Here is a 23412-nt window from a genome sequence, read left to right as displayed (position 1 = left end):
GCCCCGCCGATGTACAGCTCACCCACCGCGCCCTGCGGCAGCAGCTGCTGATGATCATCCAGCACATACAGCTGGGTGTTGCTGATGGGCTGACCAATCTCATTCAGGTTACGGCGTTCCGTTAACTTCCCTGCCGCATAGATACTCGCCTCAGTCGGGCCGTAAAAGTTATACAGCGCATAATGTTGGTGCCAGTACAGACAAGCCTCTGGGTCACAAGACTCACCGGCAAACAGGATTGTCTTTAAAGAATCATGTTGCTTCTGAGGTAACGCAGCCAAAACCACCGGCGGCACATACAGGATATTGAGCGCCTGCGAATCAATATACGCACTCAGTACATGCGGATCTCTCCGACACGATTCTCCCAGCAAATGTAACTCACCACCGAAAAGCAAACTATTCAACATTTCAGAAACAGACACATCAAAGGTGTACTGGCTGAAGCAGGAAACCCGGCTTCCTGAAAGGTCGAAATCATAAACAGCCTTCATCGATCGCAGCGTGTTTTCCGCACTCTGATGCGCCACCATCACGCCTTTCGGCTGACCTGTGGTCCCTGAAGTGTAAATCACATAGGCCAGATCTTCCGGCAACGGACCGTTGTCCAGATTTCCGTCCGGCATTCCCTGCAACGCAACACTGTCGGCCAGAATCATCCGCGCATCCTGTCCTGTCGACACGAGCGCCTCAACTTTCTCCCGCTGCGATGCATGAGTGATCACCAACGGCGCCCGGGTATCTCCTAAGATAAACGTACTGCGCTCTGTCGGGTATTCCGGCGAGATGGGCACATAAGCCGCCCCAGCCTTCAACACCGCCAAAATACTGATCACCATCTCCGGGCTGCGATCGAAATACAGTGCCACCAAAGTATCGGCGGGCAACGCTGCCTGATGCGTTTCTCGGTACACCAGCCTGATCTGCCGCGCCAGCTGGTTCGCTTTACTGTTCAGTTCACCGTAGGTCAGGGACTGCCCTTCAAACACCAGTGCAATGTTGTCCGGCGTCCTTGCCACCTGAGCCTCGAACAGCGCCGCCAGACTCTGGTCCTTCGGGTATGGTACTTCGGTCTGATTAAAAATGGTCAGTAAAGTGTGTTTTTCATCACCTGAAACCAGGTCAATTTCACCGACTGGCTTAGCATGGTTCTCAACAAAGGTCGTGAGCACTTTCACAACTCGCGCAATCAGTGTCTGACTCTCTTCCGGTGTAAAAAATGCGTCCAGAACATGGGCTGACAGGACGAACGGGCTGTCACGATCATAATCTTTCAGCCTCAGTAAAAGTGCCTGACTGATGCCTTGCTCATATACTCGCGTTCTTTGATGCCCGGAGCTTTCTTTACCAAAGGCTTCATAATTGACCGTCACGTTTGGCAATGCCCCCCCGTAATCACGCGCGAGCCGGCTCAGATGGGCTGCCGGATACCGGCAATGTCGCAAAGCACTGTTCAGTGTTCGCATACAGTCTCGAATGTAATCCAGACTGGCCGCCTCAGGAGTCACCGTTATCGCGACCGGATATTCATTTGAGTGCATCCCGACAACCTGCATGCCCTGACGTCCTTGCCTGCCATGAGTCACCGTACTGAAACAGAGCTCGGTTTGGCCGTTCATCTGTGACAACACCACACTCACTGCGCCAAACAACATCGCCTGCACCGTCACACCGTGTCGTTCGCAGTAATCCTGCATGGCATGCTTGAACGCCTCCGGCAAAGCCTGGGTTGAGTAATGACTCCCTTTCTTAAGATACCGGGCGGAAAGGCAAGTCATCTCATGCTTCTGAAAAAACGCCGCCCAATGCGCCTGATCTTTTTCATATCGAGGCGAGTCCAGATATTGTCTGGCCCGTTCAGCAACAGGCTGATATTGAGGAATATCGCTCAGCCACTCGTGGTTCTGCTGGTCCACAATATCCTGATAAAGCTGGTGTAAATACTGCTGAAGCTGGTACATCCCCGTACCATCGCAAATTAGATGGTGCAGCTTAATAAAAAGGTAACTGGTATGGTTATCCAACCTGATCAACGTCAACTGATGGAGGTTGTCTCCGAGATAGTCGAATGGCTGCGCCATATCCTCACTCAACCAAAGCTCCGCATCTGCTTTAGGTGTCGAACTGGCGCTAAAATCAACGATATGAACGGTATCGTCACCAATCTCAGGCGACAGGATTTGCCGCACCTCACCATCAGAAGAAACATTGAAGGTCAGACGCAGTGCATCCAGGTTCGCCACCAGCAGTGACCAGACATGCTGCAGAATCAGGGGATCAATATGCTTTGCTAACGTATAAGCCCCGACATTATACCGAGTACTTAATGGCGTCAGCGCCTGATCGTAAAAGATGTTTTCTTGAGTTGGATGCAAAGAAAAGGTCTGAGGAAACAAAATAATATCCTTTTAATAATTGAATCATTCACTTTGCACAGGATTTTATCAATTGATTTAAACTCAATTGGTATGGGAGGCAGACTATATTAAATGAGCATTACCGTGACATTTGAATGAACGGATGAACCAATAAACAACTTATATTTAACAAACTCTAAACGCATATAAATTGCAGTCATAATCATTCTGCCATTCAATTATACCTTTAGAGACAGGAAGAAAAATCCGCTGTTATTTTAGTGGTTTAATTTTTATTTTCAGAGCTAGATGGGCCTCACCTGCGCCCCGAGAAGATGCCTTCCATTTAATTCCACGTCAATACAGATAAAGATAGATTAAAGCTATAAATTGAAGTCAGTCGCAAATGATTAACTTAATATTAAATTGACATTAAAATGAAAAACAGAGAAACAAAAAAATTAACACAATAAAATGCTGATTACGCCCGCCCCCAACAAATGACAAAATCATTTATAATTATAACTATAGATAGAGACCCGAATCACTCCCTTTGCATCAACACCAACCCAACCCCTCTTAATGACGTGACCATCAATTATTTCAACTCATCATCACAGGAATTTTCAAAAATCATTATTTCCCATAAAACTTGTATTCAAATATTGATTGATCTGGCACAAAAAAGCGCGATGAATCGCGCTTTTCAATGTCAAATTCAATTCTCTGCAAGCTTACTGAACCAACTGAGTAAATTTCAAGTCTATGACCAGATAGGTTGCCGCGTACATTGCAGCGATTAAACCAACACTGACCCCCATAATCAGTTTTGGCGGAATCACCCGTCTCAACGGGCGACTGAGCGATGCTGCTTTTAAGTTGACCAACTGCAACTTTTCCTGATCGGCCAGCCGGTCTTCTCTGATCAATTGATAAATCGTATCTGCAATATCAGCGATTTTTTCATTGCCGCGATCAACGCGACCATATTTGCCTTTAAAGCCAACCTGCAATAAGAAGTACAGAAATTCAATCAGATGACGATAGCGCTTGGGATCCTGTCGTAAACGCTCAAGAATGGTGTAAAACTTATCACCACCTGAGGTTTCATTATGAAACTCAGCCAGCAGACTGTTTGTACTCCAGTTACTCTTCTCCCCCCACTCCTGACTGTACACGGCTTCATCTACCGCAGCACACACGCAGTAGCGCATCACGAGTAATGATGCACGATCCGTATTTGCCAGTAATAACCGCTTCTCTGATTCCTGGATCTCACGGCTGATCTGCTCGCGCAAAGGCGTTGGATCATCCAGCCAGGGAATCGAGGGAATACACGTCAGACAAGCCAGCACCCAGGTGAACTCGTCCACCAGCGTGTTGATCCCCATTTTCTGAATTTCCAGCTGTTTCACCGCAATGTTGCGCGGTACTTCTGGCGCCGGCATCACCTCCATGGGTTTGCCCGGCTCTGACTGGAAGAGGACGACGGTTACATCATCTTCAATTGAACTCATAATCTGACCGCCCACAATTGCAGTTCCAGATTCGGGAAGTCACCGGAAACATGCATCGCAATGCCAGACGAAGCAGCCAGCGCCTGCCATTCTTCAGAGGCTTTATCCAGCTCGAAGTAAGTAAACCCGGCATGATAGGGTAACTGTCTTGGCACAACCGGCATGGGTTTAATGGCAATCCCTGGTAACTGGTAGTTCACCAGATCACGAATATTCTCCAGGCTGCCCACTTTCGCCTGAGACACAAACCGGGTGTGCAGCACATCCAGCGTGACATCCGCTTTCACAGCCAGAATAAAGGTGGTGGTGTGGATAATTTCCCGATCAGCAATATTCGCGACACGGACACCGTATCCCTGCTCTTTCAGCACCAGTGGGATTGCACGCTGCTCCGACATCACGGTCAGGTTCATCCGGTTCCGGCTGATCAGCGACCACATACAATCCGTCAGTTCGCCCTGATTGTAAGGTAAATACGATTCCGGGCGTCTGGAAGGCGCGCACAAGGTTGCCAGCTCGCCTTCTGCCTGCAAGAGCACGCGATACAGGGTTTCAGGATGGACCCCTTCCAGGCCTGCGATATGCCAGAAAACCGGTTCCAGTCGGTTCACAACCTGCAGTAACATGAAATCGGCCACTGAAGAGACGCCCTGCTGATCCACCACCCCGAGGCGTGACACGATCGATTCAGCGCGATGCTTGAGCAAAGAGGCAAATTCAGTCACAAATTTAGTCAGTACAGCAGAAGCGCGGATATCCAGACAAGTCGGAATGAATTTATCATCCAGCAGCACCGTGCCGTCGCTCTTCACTTCAGAAATTTTCAGCACAGGAATAGACGTATACGCAGAGCGATCATCACTTTCCAGCATCAGCCGGAAGTTCAGACTGCCCACATGAATGGTTGTGGTATCTTCGCTGTCGTAGAGGCAATCGACAACTTGCTGTTCCTGTAAGTGATAACGGGCACCATCACCCGACTTCGTGTACAGCTCCCCCTGCTCAGACGGCAGCGGACAACACAGATAAACCACTTTATCGACGGTTGAAGAATCTACTTCGAGCAGTGCTGGCGCCGGGGCTTCTGCCGGGAGCGCAAAAGGGGTGCGATCCTGCAGGATCCCTTCTGCGACCGTGACGCCAATCTTGCCCATTTTCAACAATTCATGGTTGATTTCCAGTCGGCTGATCCCCCAGTTCAACGGTGCACTGAACGCGGTGAATAAGCTCATCTGCTGAGAATGAAACCGATCCAGTTGCTGGAAATGCTGCGGTTTCATAAACATCCCGTCTTGCCAGACAACAGGGTTATACAATGACATACTAACTTCCTTAGAAATAAATCTGCTCTACACCTTGGGTGTGTTCCACCGCTAACACGTTATTCTTCAACTTCACGTCCAGAAAATAACTTTTCCGTTCCTCGACCGTATGAATGGTTCGCCAACTGGTGCCATTGATCTCCCGGAAAGCCACGGCAAATCCGACAGCACGGGTTTCCGGCTGGAGTTTCAGAAACTCGGTTAAATCCTGCCCAGGCTCCAGCTGATACTCGTACCGTTTGATGTATTCATCTCCCAGTGCGGCTTTGTCATTTTCAAACAATGAGAAAAAATCCAGACTCCGGAAGAGGACGGGCGAAGAAAGCTCATAGACTCTCAGAATGGCTGGGGACGACAGCCCATTCGGGCGTACATTCAGACTCTTATCCGTCGAAATCTGCACTTCAATCTCTGCAGTTTCAGGGATCAAACCCGCTGTGTCTTTAAACTGTTCCCAGACGGCACAGCCGGAGAGTGCAAATGCCGCAAAACATCCCAGTAAGTAATTACGCATTTTGCTCCTGTGTGAGTTCTCTGTACTTTGCCGCAAGACTGTCGTTCAGAGCGTCTTCCGGTTCAGATTGCCATGTAGATTGCTGTTTCGCGAAGTACGCCTGATAGGCATGCCAGGTTCGCTGATTTTTCAGCCAGGTCCCCCGGTTTTCTGCATCAAAGACCGTTGGGGAGAGCGTTTCCAGATGCTGCTGAAACAGGGCTGCTTTCGCTTGATTCAGGCGCGCCCGATGAATCTCCAGCTCTTCCTGGATATGCTCAACCAGTTCTGAAGGATCAAGCACCGAGTCTTGATACAGCGACATCATGCTGTCGAGCAAGTGTGTTTGCGCCTTTCCGTGTTCCCCTGCGAAAGCCAGTGATTGATTGAGCTCCGAATTCATCACATTCAGGCAAGCTCTCAGACAAAGCCCCATTTGTTTGTACCAGTTGTCATCACACAGATGCCGGTGCTGCGCTGATAAGCCCAATCCATCGAGAAAAGCAGATTCAGCAGATTGGTTCACAGCAGTCAGCGCCCCGGTTGTAACAGGCAGACCAACCGATCGCGGTTCCGTCACGGGTTCAGCAACGGCTTGCTGTTTGGGCAGCACAGGTTCCGGCACATATTCCGGAGCGGGGGCTGACTGCTGGACCGGAGGCTTTGCGGCTGGTTTAGCTTGCGGCTTCGGTTGATCCGAGCCAAAATTCCAGTTTTCCGGGATCAGGCTGGGGATATCCATTTCTGAGTGAATGCTATCACTGTCATCCAGCATCTGGCGCTGTTGGTGGTGTTGCGTTAAGTCCACTTCAGGCTGAGGGTGTTCATCTTTCAGCAACGATTCAGACACGTCGTCTTCGTCCTGCAGATGATACAAAGGTTCCGTGGAATCCGCTTTGGTATCTTTCGGTAAGAACAGCTCTTCCACGGTGCCTTCTGTCATTTCCTCTGGTTTCGGCGGCAAAATGACATCCAGGGTTTCGACCGGGTCAATACTTTTCATTTCCGGCATGATGTCATCAGCAAGATTGATATGCTGGACCTGATTTTCAAAATGCACCGTAAACTCATAACGACCCACGGACACCGCGTCCCCTTCCTGTAAGGCAGAAGGCTGATTTTTCAAAGCCCGCTTCCCATTAATAAAGGTGCCATTGGTGCTGATGTCATTCAGATAAAACTCACCGTTATAACTGGTGATGAGCGCATGTGTCCCAGACAGGTATTTATTGTGATCTTCCAGGTGAAAATAACACTGAGCACTACGGCCGATACTTCCGCCCTGACTGTCAAATTCCATTTTCTTCACCCCGACGTATTCTTCCGGGGCACTGTTCACTGTGAGAATGAGCGTTTTGTGCGTCATAAGCGATTTAGAATAATAAGGATAGAGAAAACTCAATGCCGCCCAGGCCGTCATTCACAGGAATGATGAAAGTCGCCTGCGGCACTAACTGTAAATGAGCATCCGGGTTGCTGCCGATTTTCAGGACAGTTCCGGCATTCAGCAACAAACTTGCCTCAAAGGCATTTTTATCCGGTAGCTGGGTGCCATATTTAAACTGGTCTGAATCGACAATCCAGCGCTCGTCGTACTCACTGTAAGCCAGAGATACGCCCGCACCGATATAGGGCGTCAGCCAGCTCGCAATCGGAAACGCATACTGGGGCAACACCCTGAACTCATAGTTGGTGATTTCCTGGTAGATGCCATTCTGAGGTGCCGGAATGCTGTCCTGCAGATAATTCAAACCGAACCACCAGCGCCACCGGGCACTGTTATCATCAATGGGACGGGTATGGACCAACCCCCAACGCAGACTTTGGTTTTCACCGGCCTCACCTTCTTCTGCAGTGGAAGTAAAGTCGTAGTAAGCACCAGTCACACCAAAGCGCTCCCCCTTGGCAAAGGCAGTCGTCGCATGAATCAAACAATAAGAAACAAAAAATACTTTCAGAAGACGAGGCATAATGTTCGCGTTCACTAAATTAAAAACCTCTGAAAGATAAACGCATGAATTAATGAATTCAAGCCTTCATTGGCCCCTCTATAAATTTAGTTATTTTGCCTGCTGATAGTTTCACTTTCACTGACAAACCTGTGAATTTAACACCTCACTCCGCTTCCCTAACCACGTCATTCAAAACAAATCTGTCAGAATTATCTGAAATTGAATTGTGAAGTCTGTTCCACTTAATTTTTTTAGTGCACATTAAATTCTGTATTCCACATATGGAACACAAATCACAAACAATTTAAAAATCAATGCATTCAATAGGTTATATAAGAACAAAACAATCAATATATTATTTACAACAGCATCAGAAATCGGCAATATTTCAATAACAACGAATAAAAACAGAGACCTAGAGTGCAGGGGGAATGATTCTGTGATCTTAACCCAGCAAATATGTCATACACTTAGTTTCGTATACTTGATATGTTTAGAATGTTCTCAATTAAAGGGTGCTAAATACAAAACGAAGTTCGTTTATTGACAATAAACAGCCCCGAATGACGAATCGAAAGGGCAAGATGATTTAAAGGAATATCAATCAAATCCTCAGAGATGAAAAAAGAGAGAAAAATTCTCATCGGAAACTAAAAAAAGAACCCGATCTGGCCGTGGCTGCTCAGCGTTTTTCAGCTACCACAGATTTTATTGCTTATTATTTTTAAGTTGGCTAAATCACAATGAAATTCACTGATATTGCACTTCGACCAATATCGGCGCAGTCGCCAGTTGGTCAAGATCCACGCTCACTGGATCTGTTTTCTGATCTCAAGCGCAACGTGAACCGACTCAGCAGTGTCGTGTCCCCTGCGCCGTGGCGAGAGATTTTTTCTGCCGCCGAAATTTTGCTGACCTCCCACAGTAAAGATTTTCGCTGTGCCAGTTATTACTGTGTGGCAGCCTGCCGTATTGAAGGCTTAAAAGGCGCAGTGAACGGGCTGAGTGTGCTCAATGACCTCTGTATCGTTTACTGGCATACCGCCTACCCGAGTGTTCATAAACCCAATGCCAGAATTCAGTCGTTCGACTGGATTGCAGAACAACTGCCCATCGCTTTGAAAAAAATCCGGGTGACCCTGAAAGATCAGGCGCTGGTTGAATCCGGGCATCGTTTTGCCCTGAATTTAGAAAAAGAATTACAGCAGCAATTGGGCAGTCAGGCGCCCTCGCTGGGCCCGGTCCGTCGACAGTTTACGGAATGGAAAGACTATCTGGACGAACTGGCCGAAAAGGAAAAATCCAGAAAAAAAAGTCAGTCGACGGTCATGGCCGCTCCCACGCACCGACCTGAGACACAATCTCATACGAATCCAACGGAGACATCCGAAAAACCCCATAAAAACAAACAGAAGCTTCCGGTATGGTGCTACTGGTTAGCGACGGTGTTCATCTTGGGTTGCCTGGTGTTCTCAATTGCCGCAGTTCGCCAGTATCTTTATCAGCGGGATATTCCTGCCGCATCGGCTGCACAACTGGAAAAAATCACCGGGCAGCTGATTCTCGCGGAACCCTATTTCAAAAACCGGCTGAAAGAAGATGTTCTGGCCCGGACCAATGCGTTAATGCAGGACTGGACGGCTTTTCCGGAACGGGTCTATCACCACCAGATTCTGGAGCAGCTCGCAGAGAACGTGAATTTACTGTATCCGGATTCAATCGCCGCGAAAGCCTCTGTTTCGCAATATCACGCAGGGAAAGCGACGCTGTCCGGTGATTATCAGTCGATTAATCAACAATTTAAGAGAGCAAGGACCATCATTGCCAACGCCGCACTGGTCGATGACAGCGACAATACCAATGCCGCATATAAATTCAGTAATACTCTTTTCCCATTCCTTGGTCGCTTAGATTATTTGGAGAAAGGTCACATTAGCCAGGACGACATTTTAAAAGCACAGAAAACCTTAAGTGCTTACCAGTACCGGCTTATGGAAATCGCAAATCAATACAAAGAACAAAACCAATAACAACGACAGGCGGGTTATATCTTGATGCGTAAACTGAAAACTCCGGGAGTAGTGATTCTGCTCTCCGCCGTACTGCTTTCTGTACTCTATGGCGTATTCGCATACTTCGTTCTGGACTTATCTCCGGGTCATTACCTGACCTGGGGACCTATCGCACTGGTGTTTATCGCTGCAGTCCTGCTCTACATCGGCTATGAAGTGAAAAAGCGGAAATCCAGAACCAGTACAGACATCGAAACCGAAGAAGAAACACTGAAAGGTCTGCTGGCATCGCTGCTGAAGGGAAACAGCCACAAGCCGATTTACCTGTTGCTGGGCAATAAAAAGTCAGGCAAAACGTCCCTGCTGACCAGCTCACATGCGATCAAACCCATTGATCATAAAAATACCCTGCAGACAGATTATTTCGTCTGGTACGAGTCTGATCACGCCATTTACATCAAGCCTGCGCCACGGTTGATTTATCAGGATACGTCCAATACGGATCAGACACTGTGGAAAGCATTTCTGGATAAAATCATCGCAACCAAACCACGCAAACCCTTTGCCGGTTGCCTTTATGTGGTTGATCTGGAGTTTCTGATCACACAGGAAGAATCCCAGCGCGATTACATTCTGGATATCATCAATACCCGGTTAAGTGACATCACAAATATCACTTACAGTGCCCTGCCCGTGTATGTCTTCCTGTCGAAGATCGACAAACTGCAGGGGTTCAAAGAGTTTGTTTCCCTGAGTCCGCTGAAAGCACAGCTGGAACACCTGTCGATTTCGCTCAAAGATGCGAAAGGCACACTCAATGACATTTTTGACAACGGCTTCTACGCCATTCTGAGTAAGATGGAACAAAGCACACTGGATTGCGCGGCCATGGAACGCTCTCTGGTCAATAACAGTGCGCTGGTCACGTTCCCGAAACAGTTCGAGCTGTGTCATGACCTGCTGAAAAACACACTCAATAAAGTCCGCCTGGAAAAAGACGGCTTCCATATGGTCGATATCCGGGGACTGTATTTTACGTCCAGCCATCAGGGTGGACGGAAATACAACCTACTGGCCAAAGGCTGCAGTAATTATTTCAATGTCCCGATGATCGCGTCGGAACATGATCAACTGACAGAATCGCCGCTGTTTACCCGGTTTATTATCGATGAGCAGGTCCTGCCAGAAGCAAACTTTGCCGGTGAGAATAAGCGCCACCTCAAACAACTGATCCGTAAAAGCCGGATCACCATGGCCGCTTGCGTGAGTTTACTGGGTGTGAGTGGTTACTATTTCCTGACGACCACGCAAAATAATATCTCTATTATCAATCAATTGCTGGATGTGGCCGCCGATCAAACGCAGGAAGACAGCCGGGCACAACTGAGCCAGCAGATTGCGACGACCTCCAACGGCATTCAGCCACTCTATCTGGCCTGGGTGGATGCCAGCCGCCTGCTGGATGAGAAAATGATTGATATCAACGTGGACAAACTGGATAAAACGACGCAAATCGCTTATCGCCATTTGCTGGACAGCGTTCACGAAAAATTGATGCCACTGATTGAAACCCATATCCGTCAGAAACTGGCCCAAAACAATCTGTCTCATCAGGAAAAACTGCACCTGCTCAAAACCTACCTGATGCTGAGTGAAAAAAATAAGCGGGACTACAGCTTCATGCTGAAGTCTATTTCCCGGATCATCGCGGACGACTTTGGGACACAAGGCAGCTATGCCAATGTGAAAGACTATCTGGCTGTTTATTTCAAAACCAATTTTCCGGCCATTCAGATCAACTGGGATCTGGTCCGGACAACACGCCGTGAGCTGCTGTCTCAGTCTAAAGTTGATATTGCCTACAGCCAGATTCTGAACAGTGGCCGTGATGCAGATTTGGGTGTTCTGAGCATTCCGCGTGCGATTGGCTTTAATTTCGGGGAAGTATTCTCAACAAACAACGGCAATCAGGATGAGTTAAACATCAATAAAATTTACACCGCGACAGGTTTTACAACCTTCTACCGGCCGTTGTCTGAATCTCTGTCTCAGGATTTGATTGCCGACAACTGGGTGCTGGGACTGTCGAACAACACCCAGCCGTCTGAAGAAGAACTGAAAGCCTTCCAGGCTAAAGTGCGCCGCAAGTATACCGATGATTACATCAACGTCTGGCGGACAGCGATCAGTGATCTGCGCTTCAAGCGCTTCAGCAATATCGTGGATATGACCAACGCCATCGACATTATGTCTGGCCCGGCTTCGCCTTTAAGTACGATTCTGAACCTGCTGTATACCAATACCAAGTATTCGCCGGAAGCGTCTGCTCTGGCTCAGTTAGCACCGAAAGACCAACGTCTGAATCAAGCCGCTGATGCCTTAAAAGCGACGGCAGAGAAAGTGATTGAGCCGGATTATGAGCTCATGAACCGGGTCGAAAAAACATTCGCGGTCATTAATAACCTGCAAACCAGCGAAACTGAGAATTCTCAGGCCCCCTGGGATCAGGTCATCAGTTCCCTGAGTAATCTGCGTGCTTATCTGAAGCAAATTACAGATGCACCGAATGTTCAGCAAGCCGCGCTGGCAGCCGCAAAAGCCCGCATGCGTGAAACCGAAGCAGACCCGATTGTGCGCCTGAAACAAGTCGCGCAGAAAACGCCTGAACCGGTGAAAAGCTGGCTGAATGAAATCGCTCACCAAGCCTGGGCAACCCTGCTTTCAGAATCTGAACTGGGCATTCAGGAACTGTGGACCAGTAACGTATACAGCCAGTTCGCGCTGGTTGGTCAAAACAAATATCCGTTCAATAAACAGGCACCAACCGAGATTTCACTGACAGATTTTGAAGCGTTTTTTGCCGCGCAGGGTACGCTGGACGGGTTCATTAAAGATAACCTGTCGCCGTTCTACGATACCAACCTGTGGCAAGCCAAACGGGTGGACGGTGAAACGCTGAAACTGTCGCAGGAAATGATCACGCAGATGAAAAATTACACGATGATCAAAAACGTTCTGTTTGATCCGACCTCCAATAAATTCAAGATTGATTTCAGCTCACGCTTTATCGATCTGGACTCCAGTGCCATTCGTGCCAATGTCGATTTTGGCGGCGAGTCGCTGGATTACTACCACGGTCCGGCCAAGAGCAAACAATTTGTCTGGCCACCGGAAAGCAACGAGTTTTTCGTCAACGTCAATATTCAGGACATAACTTCAAGTGGAGAGCAGCACAAAAAAGCTAAAGAGGGATTTTGGTCCATCTTCCGTCTGTTGAACGAGTCAGAACTTCAACCAACAGCCGATGGTGGATTTAACGCGGACATTCTTGTATCGGGACGCCAAATGACGGTGAAGATCAAGCCGTCGAATTCTAATAATCCGTTCCTGCTGCAGGAACTCTACAACTTCGCTGTTCCAGAACAGATTCAGTAAGTTGGACGCCTAGGTTAATCAAAGTCGAGAATAAAGATAATGAGTACTTTACATAGCAACAGCATTGACAGAATTGATAGGAAGATATTGTCAAGTCTGCTGGTTAACGGACGTGAATCAATCGCCAATATGGCCCGCAGTGTGGGCCTTTCCAGAACAGCAGTGGCTGAGCGGATCACCCGCATGGAAAAGTCAGGCGTGATTGAAGGTTATACTGCGAAAATTGGTCAACAGAAGAGTTCGAGCTTAACCAGCTGCTATTTACTGATTAAATGCCAAAACGGCTGGAAGAAAAAAGTCTGTGACAGTCTCCGGGAAATCCCGGAGATCAAAACCATCAGCGTGGTCGGGGGTGGTTTTGACATCATCACCCTGCTGGAGGCCTCTTCTCTGCATGTGATGAATGAACTGTGCGACGAAGCGGAAAATATTGCCGGTATTAAGGAGTTACACACGACGGTCGTGTTCCATAGCCCAATTTGCCGCTGAAGCGCCGACGAATGTAGAAGCATCGCACTCAGTGAACTGAACCGCGCACTTCACTTTATCGTTCATCAGAAACAAATACAGGCACACCGCCCCGCTGCCAAGTGCAGCAGATGCCGTGTGCCTGTTTTCGATGAAAAAATCACACCGCGCCAATGACAACAACAGTTTCTTTCTCTCCCTGAACATGACCCAGCCAGCTCACCTGTCCCAGTTTGTTTGCGCCTGCCACGCCCAGAATACTGGCCGGTAAACCATCGGTTCTGACTTCCATTTTCAGATCCCAGGCCATCGGGTCGCGCAGTACAAATCGCATCAGCTCTTTTAACAGGACATAGCCCTGTTCACCCGGCAGAAAATGACAGTACTGCTCAAAGCTCAAATCATGAAACACCAGGTTAAACTTCCCGGTAATATCGGTCAGATGATCCCCTAGGTGATAATCACGCCCCAAGACACAATTGACATGGCCCAGTTGATTCAGCTGAGACGGCGCAATTTTCACTCGGCGGGGAATCCACTCTTCGATACTGACTTTATTGAGATTGAAGCAGTGAGCCACCACACCGGAAACCAGATTCGGGGAACGGGTGCGGGAAGAGAGCTGACCGATGTAAGACAGCAGCTTTGCCCTGTCGAAATGAAAGTCGCTTTCTTCACTCAGCTCAGAGGAGATACCAATCAGGTTGAACAGATTCCGCGACAGCGGATCAATCGCCCCGGATTCATACCGAACGTGATATCTGTACTTCTTCCAGATCCGGTAAAGATGCGACAAATACCGGTGATGAAAGAAGTCAAAAAAGTCTTTGACTGGGTTATCTTCCCCATCACGACCCGCCAGTTTTTCGGTATAAGCCGACGGCAGCGGCGAGCCTGTGCCGTGCAATCCCCCGAAGTTGACGATCAGGTTCGGCACGTCCCGGCCTCCCCAGTGCACCTGATCAAACTGCGTGATATCCGAACGGGGAAACCCTAATTCAGGAGAAATCCTGAAGCGGATAAACTCTTCCGACTGGGTTTTCGCCAGACCTACCGAGGCAAACTGCTCAGGGTATTTTTTCTTTGCGTTGGCCTCCAGCAGATACACCGCCTGAAAGAAGGCAAACTCATGGCTGGATTGTTCAATCTTCTCGATCATATGACCGCCTGCTTACCCTGATTACCGTCCCAGCGATAAATTTCACCGGTTTTCACATCGACCACTTCCAGCTCTGAAAATGAATTGATACTGGAATACAACGAGAAAAACTCATTCAGAATCGAAACCAGCAAGTACATATCGCCTTCATTGGCAAACATGGCTGAGTCCATCTGAAGTTCAATCAGATTGCCCCGGATCGGTAAGCCGCGATAAATCCGTTCAACCGGCTTCATACTGATCGCTTTGATGCCATTCAATCGGTTGGCCGAAGCCCGCTGAGACTGACGATCGCTGCGCGAGTGAAAGTCATAAATACTCAGCATCATTTTCAGCACATCGGTATCAATCAGCGACAGATAGTTCAGCGACATATTGGCAATCAGCTGCCAGTGCAGACTGCTGTCAATTTGCGGACTGACCGACACCGTCGGCTTGGTCAGGTTGGTGAAATCCGCATAGTTGGTCGACTTGTGCGTGGTGAAACTGATATCGCCCGGCGCTAATCGCTGAGGCAACTTGCCATTGGTACAGGTCAGCTTGATCAGCACGGTTTCGGTTTCCAGATTGGCAACGCCGGCATTGTGATCAAAGAAAGAGATGTAATGCGATAAACCTTTCCCGGTCACATGCTCCGAGACTTTCACATTGTAATAATGGCGCTGATGATCAATGCCCAGCTGATGCTCAAAAGATTCAAACGGCAGATAATCAACCTGACGCCGGTTTTCGTTACTCCAGCCGCGCACCTGATTCACCGAATAGACTTCAAAGTTCTGCTGACGGCTGCTTTGCGGGCGCACATGGTATTCGGTGCGTTTGTGATCCAGACGGATAGGGTCTGCATCCATATCAAAAACATTGGCAATCGGCGTACAGAACAGGCGCAGGTTTTTCTCCCGGATCGTCACTTCCGACGGCAAAGAACGAGAGAAATTAAATACCAGACTCATGGTGTTCTGGTTCGGCACCCCTTTCAGCCAGTCCAGCCCGACAATATCAAAGAACATGAATTTGTCGGGCATCGCAAAGTATTCCTGCACTAAACGGTAACCCGAAAACGAGTTGGGTCCGTAAGGCATCAGGGACTGATCATCATCAAACCCGACTTTCTGAATACAGGATGCCGGTAGTTTCCGGCTGCCGCCCCCGGCAAGGACCACTTCGACACTGTCGAGGTAACGAAACAGCCACAAATACAGAATGCGCGAAATATGAAGTTCGCCATGAATATGAAAACGAAGTGTATCTAACCCAATACGTGACAGCTCTACGCCACTGTCTGTCGTCAGTGTGATATTCAGATGGCTGTTGGACCGTGTATTTTGTTGTGTGACCGATGAGAGGATCAGCGGATACAGATCCACGTCATAACAGGTCCGGAAAATACACTGCGAATCGTCCACCTGTGTGCTGGCCATTTCATGGCCACGGGTGACCGTGGTTTTTTGCGTCACACTGGCTTCATGTGGTTTTAACTGCGCAATACTCATTGAAGGCACGGAGCGCAAATAATGCGGCCAGAGTAAAGCAATCAGGGATTGAGTCAGTTCAGGAAGCTCATCATCCAGCTTCTGGCGGAGTTTGCCGTTGAGAAATGCAAAACCTTCCAACAACCGTTCCACGTCCGGGTCATTGCTGCTTTCAGACAGAAATTTCGTTAACTGCGGGTGACTTTTGGAAAACTCAGAGCCTGCTTCTTTGAGAAAGGAAAGCTCGTCCTGGAAATACTTGCTATAAGTCATACTCGTCGGCTCTATACAGAAAACTTACCGTCTACGCCTACGGATAAGTCGATATTCATCATGGTTTTCTTGTCGTTGTGATACACCTCGCCACTGACGGCAAAATTCAGCTGCAGCGGATTATCCGCGTGGGGAATATACCGGACGACAACACCGGTTAATCGGGGTTCATATTTTTCGATTGTCTGTTTCACACTGTGCCGGATTTCCCTGACAATGTTGGATTTATCCGCCAGCACATCATTAAAATCAGGCAGCCCGTAATCCAGTGCGATCATGGCGTTGCCAGTATGCGTATTCAGCAAATCCGCCAGATGATAATGAATCGACTCAATCAGAAACTGAGTTGATCCGACGGTATCGTAGCTGTTTTTCGATTCACCCAGCTCAATGCGTTCCAGTAATCGGTAACCTTTATCCATTGATTTCCACAGAAATAATTGAGCGGCAGTCTGTCAGGCGCCTCAGAGAAGCGCATCACAGCCACCGCTCCTTAACGAATTACTGATCCAGTTTACCTACCAGAGACAGCTCGAAGCTTGCACCCATGTACTTGAAGTGCGGACGTACTGCCAGAGAGACACGGTACCAGCCCGGATCGCCTTCCACGTCAGACACTTCAACACGTGCTGCACGCAGTGGACGACGGCCACGAACCTCTGCCGGTGGATTTTCCTGATCAGACACGTACTGACGGATCCACTTGTTCAGTTCAATTTCCAGATCCGTACGCTCTTTCCACGAACCAATCTGCTCACGCTGCAGCACTTTCAGATAGTGCGCCAGGCGGTTGATGATGAACATGTACGGCAGCTGTGTGCCCAGCTTATAGTTGGTTTCTGCTTCTTTGCCTTCCGGCGTGTTGCCGAAGAACTTCGGTTTCTGAACCGAGTTGGCCGAGAAGAATGCCGCATTATCAGAACCTTTACGCATGGTCAGGGCAATAAAGCCTTCTTCTGCCAGTTCGAATTCGCGACGGTCAGAGACCAGTACTTCTGTTGGGATCTTGGTTTCAATACGACCCATGGATTCAAAGTTATGCACCGGCAGGTCATTCACCGTTCCACCGCTCTGCGGACCGATGATGTTCGGACACCAGCGGAATTTCGCAAAGGACTCGGAAATACGAGACGCCAGTGCATACGCTGAGTTCCCCCACAGATAGTGGTCATGACTCGCCGAAACATTCTCGTTATAGTCGAATGCTTTGATCGGGTTGTCGGCCACAGAATATGGCGAACGCAGCATGAAGCCTGTGGTACACAGACCCAGATAGCGTGAATCTTCGTGCTCACGCAGGCCGCGCCACTTGGTGTACTGCGGACCTTCAAACACAGATTTCAGATCTTTCAGGTTTGGCAGCTCTTCATAGCTGTCGACCCCGAAGAACTGAGGACCGGCAGAAGTCAGGAACGGCGCATGAGACATCGCACCCACGTTTGCCATGTATTCCATCAGTTTGATGTCTGGTGATGCAGACGTCAGTTTGAAGTCACAGATCACCGCACCCACAGGTTTACCACCAAACTGGCCGTATTCACGGGTATAAATCTGCTTGTACAGACCCGATTTCACCACTTCCGGCGCGTCGTCGAAGTCATCCAGCACTTCGTTTTTCTTCGCAGAAATCACTTCAATCTGAATGTTCTCGCGGAAGTCCGTCTGATCAACCAGATACTTCAGGCCACGCCAGGACGATTCGATTTGCTGAACCTCTTCTGAGTGCAGAATCTCATCAACCTGAGCAGACATCTTCTGATCAATCTCGGAGATCATCAGATCCACCAGCGACTGATCAACTTTGTCGGATACGTTTTTACTCAGCAGTTCAGAGATAAACGCTTCCACGCCCCGTTTCGCCACGTCAAAGCCTTCATCGGATGGCTTCATACGGGTTTCATTCAAAATACTGTCTAACAGAGAACCGGATTCAGCCAGTTGTGCATCCTGTTCCGGTGTCATCGCTTCAGTTGTCATGTGCCACCTGCTTATTCTTCTTTGTTTGCATCGATGCTCAGTTCACTGAGCAGTTTGTTTCGTGCTTCGTCGTCTTGCAGTACCTGAGCGATACGCTTACGGAAAGCCGGGACGTTACCCAGCGGGCCTTTCAGCGCAACCAGGGCTTCACGAAGTTCCAGCAGACTGCTGAGTTCAGGGACCTGACGGGCAATCGCTTCGGGAGAGAAATCTTTCACATTCTTAAACGTCAGATCAACGCCCAGTTGCGCACCTTCTTCGTCGCTCAGACGATTGGCAACATTCACTTTCACGTTTGGTGCGAATGCACTCAGTACATCGTTGAAGTTGTCTTTATCAATGCTGACCGGATCCCGATCTTCGATTGGTGTTTCGTCATCACGGCCCGTGAAATCACCAACCACCATCATATTCAGGGGCAGTTCGACCTCTTCCTGAGCATCGCCCGTGGCAGGCACGTACCGGATATTAATTCGCTCTTTCGGAGCGACTGAACCATCTTTAGACATAACTTGTCCTTCTTAGCAGCTATATGTTAATGAACGGCTTTCAGCCATTCTCTGTACTTATCGGGAAAGGCTTCTTCCCGTGAATAAATCTGAGTCAGTGTTGAAGACAGTAACTGCTCCAGTTCGGTATCCAGGTGTGGTTCCCAATAACTCAAATGAACCCGCTCTCTTTCCGGCCAGATCACTTCCAGGTGCGGTAACGCCAGGCTGAACAGCCCGTTGTTGTGCAGTAATTTGGCCAACTGCAGATGCAGGAGAAACTTTGAACGTCCGGACTGCGCCTCATCCAGTTTTGCCGAAGCAGAAACCAGCAGTTTTCCGAGCGCTGCGCCATCCAGATTGTCGCCATCCAGCTCACCCAGCAGCTCTGCCAGTCCTTCGCTGACGCCCTGCCCCGTACCTGACGGCCCTGCCGCCAGCCATTGCCGGGTGGCGTCATCCGCAAATGGGGTGGCATCCTCAAACGTCAGCGCATCAATGCCTTCCAGACGCTGTGTTAACCGGCGCGTCTCTTCGCGCACCGCTTCAGCGGCCGGGTCAAACCCCATCAGTTTAAGCATGTCAAACATCAGCCGGTGGCCGCTGAGCCAGAACGGTGTATTACGCAGGCTCTTTTCCAGACGCCGGTAATGCTCATCAACCGATTTGGCCGAGATAGCCGCCTCATAATCCGCCCGCGTGTCCTGATTTACCGGCAGACGCAGGGGCGTTTTGCCCTCAGCATCGTGCGGCGGTAATTCATCCACGTCCATCCAGGTCAGATAACGTCCAACCTGATACGCCAGCGGCATCGCCGGGTTCTGGTGGATCAGATGCTCTGCCATTTGCTCCAGCGACTTTCTATCGGTATCCCCGCTCAGCGACGTCATCGTTGAAGGGACAGGCGAAGTTGCCACCGGCTTCGGCTTGGCTGTCGGTGCCGCAGGAGCTTCCGCCACCGGAGCCGGTTCAGGCTCGGACGTGCTCACCTCGGGTGAAGGTGGCGCACCCATCTGACGGCTTTGGGTCGACAGTGCATCCCGGGCCCCCAGCATGGACGCTTCAGAACCTTCAAACACTTCGCTCATTGAAAAGCTGATGTCCTGACAGAGCGCAGCGCAAGCTTCCAGATCGGCGTATGCCGGGTTTTCCAGCTTCGGAACGACCCCCTCGATCTGTTTGTTCAGCCATTCAATCGCCCCGTCCCGGCCTCTGGCACGTGCCGGATACAGCGCCTTACCAAATTCCTCCAGGGCTGATTTCAGCAGCTGTAAGCCAGCTTTCAACCCTTCACAACCGTGGTGCTCTGCCCAGGCACGGCCCATGTAGGCCATGGCTTTCAGATCCTTGCTGTGCTGGAGCAGCACGATTTCTGCCTGTTGCTCCACCACCTGCCAGTCAACCGTTTCGCCAAAAAGCGAGCCAAACTTTTTCACTTCCGCTTCCATAAGCTCATAACACAGCTCATAGCGGGCATCTTCACCGACAGGCTGATCCGCACTGATGGGCGATAACAATGCATCCAGACGAGTGTTCAAATCACTCATGCTTCCCACTCCCAATCCGGTAAAACAATTGCGGTGACATTCTTGGCATTAATGCTCAACGCTCCCGCTTTAAACTGGGACTCGCTGCCCTGCTCAATATCTTGCTTTAATTGCGCTTTCACTTGCGCCAGTCGCTCGGGCGCAAATGTTTTCACGTCCTGATAGGCTTGCTGAATAATGCTTTTATCCACTACCAGATCAGACTGCAGGGACTGCCGCAGGATATATTCCCCGCGGCGGGCATACAGCAATGCGCCCATGGTGCGAATATCTTTGCTTTCCGGAAAAACTTTCTGCGCATTTTCAATCAGGGTGGAAGCGTCTTTAAAATTCGCTTCGTCCATCAAACTGGAGACCTGAGCCAGTGTTTTGACGACGGTCTGATACCGGACTTCACGGGCATAGTAATAGGCTTCCGCCGTTGCTTTTTGCCAAGCCGATTCAAAGGCCTGACGGGCAAACACAACATCACCGACTTCCATTAAATTCAGGGCTTCATCGGGTGTGATTGCACTTTCACGGTTGAAACCTTCATTTTGCAGCAAGGTATTGACTCGCCCCTGAGCACTGGCCAATTGTTTTTCAATATGCACAGAGTCACTGGCTTTTCCGCCCTGCATTAAACGGCGCATGGTAATCAGTTCATTTTTAATCGCGGTCAGTTGTTCCTGACGGATTTGGTGTGCTTGTTGCTCATCTTCCAGCACCGAACTTAAACGCAGATAAATTTGTTTTTCCCGTTCCGACTTTTTCCGGTCATATGCTTCAACAATCGCGACGGCTGTTTTAGAAAGCTCCGGTGTTTCCGACGTAAATTCATTTAAAAACTGGTAGGTGAACCATGAGGTATCGTCCGGCTGAAAGACTTTACCGTCGTACACAAAACTTGCTGGCTCAGATGGGACGACCGGGCTGTCCGCCTCAAATGCGAAGGTATACAGGTTTCGAAGCACCAGAAACGACACCAGTATCAACGTGGCGCAGATCAGGGTGATTTCCAGCGACTTCCAGCTGTCGACCGCCTCAAACGCGCTGTGTTTTTTCCTGCTTAAGACCAGATCTGCATTCCGCATGCTGCTGAATAAGGGTGCGTTCGACAGCGGGGTGTCCGAGTCAATCTGGCCCAGTACCTGGGCAAACTGAATCGGCGTATAACCATGGTAGCGAGGCTTACTGATCACCGATTGAATCGCTTTCCAGACATGAGGCGGAATCACAACCGGTCGTTTCTGGCCGTGAATCACCATGCCAATCTCCGCGCTGGCAGTGACGCCCAGATATAAACAATAGGCCAGTACAGCCAGGGAATACACGTCATCTTCCGGCTGACCAACCCCGGTCCGGACGTAATCCGGCGAGGCGTAGTTCAGGCTGGCTTCTGCATACTCACCGTCTTCGCCAATATATTGCGCGGCACCAAAATCAACCAGGCGAACCGCGTCATCCGTCCCAACCAGTACATTGGACGGTTTAATGTCCAGGTGGCAAACGCCCTGCGTATGCGCGTAATCCAGCGCGCCTGCCAATTGATAAATCAGCCATGCGATATGATCCGCACGGAAACCGCCCTGTTGATGGCGACTGATTTTCTGAGTCAGATTCTCGCCACTAACCCATTCCATAAAAAAGTAGGGGGTCGAAAATTCATGACCGACCTGAATAAATTTCACCACATTCGGGTGCTGACACACTTCGAGTTTGGTTGCTTCACTCAATAAAGCTTTTTCTGCGTCGGCGTTCCCGCGTTCCTGAACGGATTTACAGCAAATCACCTGATTGGGATCGTCTTTATCCGCCAGTTTGTACAATACAGTGCCACGGCCAGGCTTGGTGATTGTCTCCAGAATATCAAACTTCGCTCGCAGGCTTTCCTCCAGAGAAGGCTTGCTTGCAAGTTCCAATTCCATTTGACGTTTCTTTTTTTTCATCAGCGCACGGTTGATGACTTCATCAATCGCAGAAACGTGTTGATTACCAGACTCAGACAAAGGAGACACCAGCCATAATTGAACAGATGGCAGGAGTTTAGAATTCTCTTATTAAGTATTTCAATAGCCTATTTAAATTCCGACTTTTTGATAGCCAAGAAAGTCATTTTCACTATAAGAAAGCTCATAATGAAACATGCGAACAGTCAGAATCAGGACAGGTGATATCAGTGGGTTTGATTGGGATTTGATCTTGCTCACAAATCGAGATGGCATGCATATTAACCTTGAACTCAATGATTTTAAAGTCTAGTTTGAAATAATTTTAATCCTTCTCAAAAACAGTCGTCTTGCGAAAAATATCTGAATTTTCAACCGACTGAAATATCGGCATAACCATCATCAAAAGCCAACCTGAAAATAAAGTCACCTCATTCAATACATATTGCATTCAACGATATTTTCTCTCTTGAGTGTCCACCCAAGCAAATTGAAGCAAGATCAAAAAAAAGGCTCAATCGAGCCCTTTTTAATTTTGAACCAAAATTAAGCAACCACTAATTCCACACGGATATTACCGCGGGTTGCATTCGAATACGGACAAACCTGATGCGCCTTTTCAGCCAGTTGACTCAGCTCGTCCTTTGCCATGCCAGCCACGGAAATATGGAGTTCGACATCAATCGCAAAACCAACCCCTTTCGGGTTTTCACCAATACCAACCTGAGCCGTGATACTTGGCTCAGCAGGTAATTTGATGCCATCCTGCGCGGCCACAAATTTCATTGCCCCAATAAAACAGGCCGAATAGCCTGCGGCAAAAAGCTGCTCAGGGTTGGTGCCTTCGCCCCCTTGTCCGCCAAGCTCAGTTGGCGTACTCAGTTTCACTTTCAGTTTTCCGTCCGCTGACTCGGATGCTCCGTCACGCCCGCCAGTGGATGTTGCTTTTGTTGAATACAGAACTTTCATTACTTTTCTCCAGTCAGTGAATGCTATCGTTCATCAAAAATCG

At 49.1% G+C, this 23412-nt stretch carries 17 protein-coding genes; 3 read left to right on the top strand and 14 right to left on the bottom strand.

Annotated features, from left to right (window positions below; genetic code table 11):
* The 6 genes from Q4579_RS20320 to Q4579_RS20295 all read right to left on the bottom strand — a co-directional run.
* On the bottom strand, positions 1-2396 hold a 2396-nt coding region (locus Q4579_RS20320; RefSeq protein ID WP_303566604.1), incomplete at its 3' end, for an AMP-binding protein.
* Between the two features lie 695 nt (positions 2397-3091).
* Complete coding sequence (gene icmH / locus Q4579_RS20315) at positions 3092-3874, bottom strand: type IVB secretion system protein IcmH/DotU (protein ID WP_303566603.1); 783 nt, start codon at positions 3872-3874, stop codon at positions 3092-3094.
* Complete coding sequence (tssK, locus tag Q4579_RS20310) at positions 3871-5196, bottom strand: type VI secretion system baseplate subunit TssK (RefSeq protein WP_303566601.1); 1326 nt, start codon at positions 5194-5196, stop codon at positions 3871-3873. The genes icmH and tssK overlap by 4 nt, the downstream gene beginning before the upstream one ends.
* Positions 5197-5206: 10 nt before the next feature.
* Complete coding sequence (tssJ, locus tag Q4579_RS20305; protein WP_211651367.1) at positions 5207-5710, bottom strand: type VI secretion system lipoprotein TssJ; 504 nt, start codon at positions 5708-5710, stop codon at positions 5207-5209.
* The gene (locus tag Q4579_RS20300; RefSeq protein WP_303566598.1) at positions 5703-7055 is read right to left on the bottom strand and encodes a type VI secretion system-associated FHA domain protein; all 1353 of its coding nucleotides are present in this window, start codon (positions 7053-7055) and stop codon (positions 5703-5705) included. Before Q4579_RS20300 ends, tssJ begins: the two co-directional genes overlap by 8 nt.
* A 7-nt stretch (positions 7056-7062) precedes the next feature.
* Positions 7063-7659, bottom strand: coding sequence for a hypothetical protein (locus tag Q4579_RS20295; protein WP_211651365.1), 597 nt, complete (start codon positions 7657-7659; stop codon positions 7063-7065).
* Positions 7660-8384: 725 nt separating this feature from the next.
* Between Q4579_RS20295 and Q4579_RS20290 the strand changes: the two genes are divergently transcribed.
* From Q4579_RS20290 to Q4579_RS20280, 3 genes are read left to right on the top strand one after another with little or no spacing between them, the layout of a single operon-like run.
* On the top strand, positions 8385-9671 hold the full coding sequence (locus Q4579_RS20290; RefSeq protein ID WP_303566596.1) for a type VI secretion system ImpA family N-terminal domain-containing protein: 1287 nt from the start codon (positions 8385-8387) through the stop codon (positions 9669-9671).
* A gap of 24 nt (positions 9672-9695) precedes the next feature.
* A complete protein-coding gene (gene tssM, locus Q4579_RS20285; RefSeq protein ID WP_303566595.1) occupies positions 9696-13088 on the top strand; it encodes a type VI secretion system membrane subunit TssM in 3393 nt (1130 codons plus the stop codon).
* A gap of 39 nt (positions 13089-13127) precedes the next feature.
* Positions 13128-13577, top strand: a complete 450-nt coding sequence (locus Q4579_RS20280; RefSeq protein ID WP_211651362.1) for an Lrp/AsnC family transcriptional regulator — start codon at positions 13128-13130, stop codon at positions 13575-13577.
* 139 nt (positions 13578-13716) lie between these two features.
* Here Q4579_RS20280 and tssG read toward each other — a convergent pair whose 3' ends face one another.
* From tssG to Q4579_RS20240, 8 genes are all read right to left on the bottom strand, one after another.
* Positions 13717-14715: a type VI secretion system baseplate subunit TssG gene (gene tssG / locus Q4579_RS20275; protein WP_303566594.1), complete on the bottom strand. Its 999-nt coding sequence runs from the start codon at positions 14713-14715 to the stop codon at positions 13717-13719.
* Positions 14712-16460 (bottom strand): type VI secretion system baseplate subunit TssF, encoded by a 1749-nt coding sequence (gene tssF, locus Q4579_RS20270; protein ID WP_303566593.1) that lies wholly within the window; start codon positions 16458-16460, stop codon positions 14712-14714. Before tssF ends, tssG begins: the two co-directional genes overlap by 4 nt.
* 11 nt (positions 16461-16471) lie before the next feature.
* A complete protein-coding gene (gene tssE / locus Q4579_RS20265) occupies positions 16472-16882 on the bottom strand; it encodes a type VI secretion system baseplate subunit TssE (RefSeq protein WP_303566591.1) in 411 nt (136 codons plus the stop codon).
* A gap of 79 nt (positions 16883-16961) precedes the next feature.
* The gene (gene tssC, locus Q4579_RS20260) at positions 16962-18437 is read right to left on the bottom strand and encodes a type VI secretion system contractile sheath large subunit (protein ID WP_303566589.1); all 1476 of its coding nucleotides are present in this window, start codon (positions 18435-18437) and stop codon (positions 16962-16964) included.
* Positions 18438-18448: 11 nt separating this feature from the next.
* The gene (gene tssB / locus Q4579_RS20255; RefSeq protein ID WP_211651357.1) at positions 18449-18946 is read right to left on the bottom strand and encodes a type VI secretion system contractile sheath small subunit; all 498 of its coding nucleotides are present in this window, start codon (positions 18944-18946) and stop codon (positions 18449-18451) included.
* Positions 18947-18972: 26 nt separating this feature from the next.
* Complete coding sequence (tssA, locus tag Q4579_RS20250; RefSeq protein ID WP_303566587.1) at positions 18973-20472, bottom strand: type VI secretion system protein TssA; 1500 nt, start codon at positions 20470-20472, stop codon at positions 18973-18975.
* Positions 20469-22379, bottom strand: coding sequence for a protein kinase (locus Q4579_RS20245; RefSeq protein WP_303566586.1), 1911 nt, complete (start codon positions 22377-22379; stop codon positions 20469-20471). The genes tssA and Q4579_RS20245 overlap by 4 nt, the downstream gene beginning before the upstream one ends.
* A gap of 567 nt (positions 22380-22946) precedes the next feature.
* The gene (locus tag Q4579_RS20240; protein WP_211651353.1) at positions 22947-23369 is read right to left on the bottom strand and encodes an organic hydroperoxide resistance protein; all 423 of its coding nucleotides are present in this window, start codon (positions 23367-23369) and stop codon (positions 22947-22949) included.
* Between the last annotated feature and the right edge of the window lie 43 nt (positions 23370-23412).

The organism is Photobacterium sp. 1_MG-2023 (assembly GCF_030547945.1).
In the GTDB taxonomy this organism is placed as follows: Bacteria; Pseudomonadota; Gammaproteobacteria; order Enterobacterales; family Vibrionaceae; genus Photobacterium.
Note: the sequence above shows the minus strand (reverse complement) of the source record. Positions and strands in the feature narration are given on the sequence as shown.